Below are 3217 nucleotides of genomic sequence, written 5' to 3' on the forward strand. Positions count from 1 at the left end.
CATTCCCCACGGAGTTGTTCGACGAGAACGGCGAATACCTGTCCAAGACCGGCGGCGAGTTCGGGGTGACGACCGGCCGGCGACGGCGCTGCGGCTGGTTCGACGCGGTGATCGCCCGCTACGCCACCCGGGTCAACGGCATCACGGACTACTTCCTGACCAAACTCGACGTGCTCTCCACGCTGCAAACCGTGCCGGTGTGCGTCGGCTACCGCATCGACGGCAAAGAGACACCGGATATGCCGATGACCCAGAGTGAGCTGGCCCGAGCCGAACCGATCTACGAGGAGCTGCCCGGTTGGTGGGAGGACATCTCCGGGGCCCGTCAGTTCGACGACTTGCCGGCCAAGGCGCGCGACTACGTGCAGCGGCTGGAAGAGCTTGCCGGAGCGCCGGTTTCTTGCATCGGGGTGGGCCCGGGCCGGGACCAGACCATTGTGCGCCGCGACGTGCTGCAGGCACGCCCGTGAGCGATCGCAAGGGCGGCGAAGCCGGGTGCAGCGGGTCGCGAACCGACCAACCCGTGAGCGATCGCAAGCGCGGCGAAGCCGGGTCCAGCGGGTCGCGAACCGACCAACCCGTGAGCGATCAGCCCGACGCGCTAGACCCCGAGTACGAGCATCACGGCGGATTCCCGCGTTACGAGCCAGCCCGGCCGGGGCCGGGTTTCGCCAAGTTCGTCACCGCGATGCGGCGGCTGCAGGACCTGGCGGTGTCGACCGATCCGGACGACGAGACCTGGGACGAGGCCGCCGAGCGGGCCGAAGAGCTGGTCAAGCTGCTCGACCCGTTCCAGGCGCCGGAGGGGGTCGCTCCCGCGGGACGGGTTCCGTCGCTGCCCGGCATGGGCAGCCTGTTGATGCCGCCGTGGACGATGGCGAAGTTCGACGCCGACGGCGTCGAGATGCGCGGACAGTTCAGCCGCTACTACGTCGGCGGCAACATGGCGGTGCACGGCGGGGTGATACCGCTGGTGTTCGACTGGCTGTGCGGGATGGTGGTGCACGCCGCCGGCCGGCCGATCAGCCGGACGGCGTTCTTGAAGGTCGACTACCGCAAGGTCACGCCGATCGACACTCCACTGGCCGCCCGAGGGCGCATCGCCGAAACCGAGGGCCGCAAGGCGTTCGTCACGGGCGAACTCGTTGACGAGAACGACACCGTGCTGGCCGAGGTGCATGCGCTGATGGTGCGGCTGCTGCCCGGCCAGCCCTGACCGGCCTACACCCGAGCCCAAGCAGTCATCAATGCCGGCATCTGGACGAGCGCCTCGTTGGCGGCAACCTCGTCACGCAGGCGCGCCATGAGCGTGTCCGGATCGGCGAGTCCGTCGATGACCAAGCCGAGTTGCTGGGCCACGGGGAACAGCGAGCGCCACGTCTCGGCGACGAAGGCCATGGTGTCGGTGTCGTCGAGGGTGCCCAGCGGTGCGCTCAGCGTCAGCCGGGGTCTACCGAGCCCCGCGCGCTGGAACAACGTGTGCAGCGTCGTGCCGAAGGCCGGGTCCAGGCCCATGCCCGTGAACGCGCGGCCGATGCCGTCGCGGGCCGCCCGCCACAGCGGCAGGTCCGGCACACTGGTCGCCGCCGTGGTGTCGAATTCCGAAAACGCGATAAGGCCACCCGGACGCACCAACGCGGCAAGCTGGCGCAGTACTGCGGCCGGGTCGGGCAGATGCATGAGGATCAACCGCCCGATCACCGCGTCGACCGGCTCGTCGACGGCAAGGTCGGCGATCACCGTCTGTTCGAATCGGACACTCGACAGACCGCGCTCGTCGGCCCGGGCGCGAGCCAACTCGATGATGTCGGGAGCCGCGTCCACCCCCAGGACCGTGCCGGTGGGCCCCACCAGCTGGGCGGCGACGAACGACACGTCGCCAGGCCCGCAACCCACATCTAGCACCCGCATCCCGGTCCGCAGACCCGCCAGACGCAAGGCTTGCTCTGTGTGCTCGTCGTAGAGCCGGGCCTGAAGCAGCAGCCGCCGCACTTCGGGGTCGGCATGACCCAGCAGGTAGGTGCTGTCGCCCGGTCTGGGTGACGTGTCAGTGGGGCTGGCGGTGGTCATTGTTGCTCCTACAGATGGTTGATTGCGTGATGCAACTGACTATTGCACAGTAGGTTGCATCACGCAATAGAGCATGAAGGCGGGCTTAATTGGCGCGGTCGGCACCAGGCCCCGGACGCAGTTCGACGTCGCCCGGTCCTAGGTGGGCCCCACACTCACCACAGGTCAGGCGTGGGGTGAGTGGCCCGCCGCAGTTGCGGTGTAACACCAGCAGCGGCGGACCCTCCGGCGCCAGGTAGCGATCACCCCACACCAGCAGGGACATCAACACCGGCCACAGATCGCGGCCCTGCTCGGTGAGGTGGTATTCGTAGCGGTCCGGGCGCTGCTGGTACAGCCGGCGCTCGAGCACGCCGGCTTCTGTCAGCCGCGACAGCCGATCGCTGAGCACGTTGTGCGCGACGCCCAGCCGGGCGCGGAAGTCGTCGAACCGGCGCACACCGCGCAGCGCGTCGCGAACGATCAGCAGCGTCCACCGGTCGCCGATCAGTTCCAAACTGCGGGCGATCGAGCAGACTTGATGCTCGTACGTGCGCGGCAGCATAACGGCCATATTACTTGCATCACGAAAGTCACACCGGCCAATTGCCGCCAAGCGGGCTCATCGTCGCCTTAGCAAACGGCCCTATCCTGAGCAGCATGCAGCAGCAGGGGGTGAGTTCGTGGCCGACGATCTGACCGCTGACCATCACCAGGCGCAACCGGCTCATGGAAAACACGAGCCTGGGTCCGAGCTCGAAAAAGCAAGCGACTCAACCGATCAGCCGCCGGGCGCACCCGACGGCGGTCACCGAACCCGGGTGATGCTGCTGGGTTCCGGTGAGCTTAGCCGGGAACTGGCGATCGTATTTCAGCGGCTCGGCGCCGAGGTGATCGCGGTGGAACGCTACGCCGACGCGCCCGCACACGGGGTGGCCGACCAGTCGCTGGTGGTCAAGATGACCGACGCCGACGAGTTGGCCGCGGTAATCGGACGGCTGCAGCCCGATTTCGTGGTGACGCTGACCGACGTGATCGCCGCCGATGCATTGACCGCGGCGGGCGACACCGGGTTCAGCGAGGTGGTTCCCAGCGCCCGCAGCGTCCGGCTGTCCACCGACAGCGAGGGGTTGCGGCGGCTGGCCGCCGACGAGCTGGGGTTACCCAC

4 protein-coding genes and 1 pseudogene are annotated in these 3217 nt (G+C 68.1%); 3 read left to right on the forward strand and 2 right to left on the reverse strand.

What is annotated here, in order from left to right; genetic code table 11:
• Together VFA16_RS11150 and VFA16_RS11155 are read left to right on the forward strand one after the other, a co-directional pair.
• On the forward strand, positions 1–470 hold a 470-nt coding region (locus tag VFA16_RS11150; RefSeq protein WP_324967863.1), incomplete at its 5' end, for an adenylosuccinate synthetase.
• Positions 471–580: 110 nt separating this feature from the next.
• Positions 581–1216: a PaaI family thioesterase gene (locus VFA16_RS11155; RefSeq protein ID WP_324967864.1), complete on the forward strand. Its 636-nt coding sequence runs from the start codon at positions 581–583 to the stop codon at positions 1214–1216.
• A 5-nt stretch (positions 1217–1221) separates the two neighbouring features.
• Here the strand turns inward: VFA16_RS11155 and VFA16_RS11160 are convergent, their stop codons facing one another.
• Together VFA16_RS11160 and VFA16_RS11165 are read right to left on the reverse strand one after the other, a co-directional pair.
• Positions 1222–2070 carry a class I SAM-dependent methyltransferase gene (locus VFA16_RS11160; protein WP_324967865.1) on the reverse strand — a complete coding sequence of 283 codons (849 nt, stop codon included), beginning with the start codon at positions 2068–2070 and terminating at the stop codon, positions 1222–1224.
• Positions 2071–2155: 85 nt separating this feature from the next.
• A complete protein-coding gene (locus VFA16_RS11165; protein ID WP_414687694.1) occupies positions 2156–2614 on the reverse strand; it encodes a winged helix-turn-helix transcriptional regulator in 459 nt (152 codons plus the stop codon).
• A gap of 259 nt (positions 2615–2873) precedes the next feature.
• Between VFA16_RS11165 and VFA16_RS11170 the strand changes: the two are divergent.
• Positions 2874–3217: pseudogene (locus VFA16_RS11170) on the forward strand (phosphoribosylglycinamide formyltransferase 2); the annotation flags it as partial.

The sequence above is a fragment of the Mycobacterium sp. genome (assembly GCF_035653355.1).
Taxonomy (GTDB): domain Bacteria; phylum Actinomycetota; class Actinomycetes; order Mycobacteriales; family Mycobacteriaceae; genus Mycobacterium.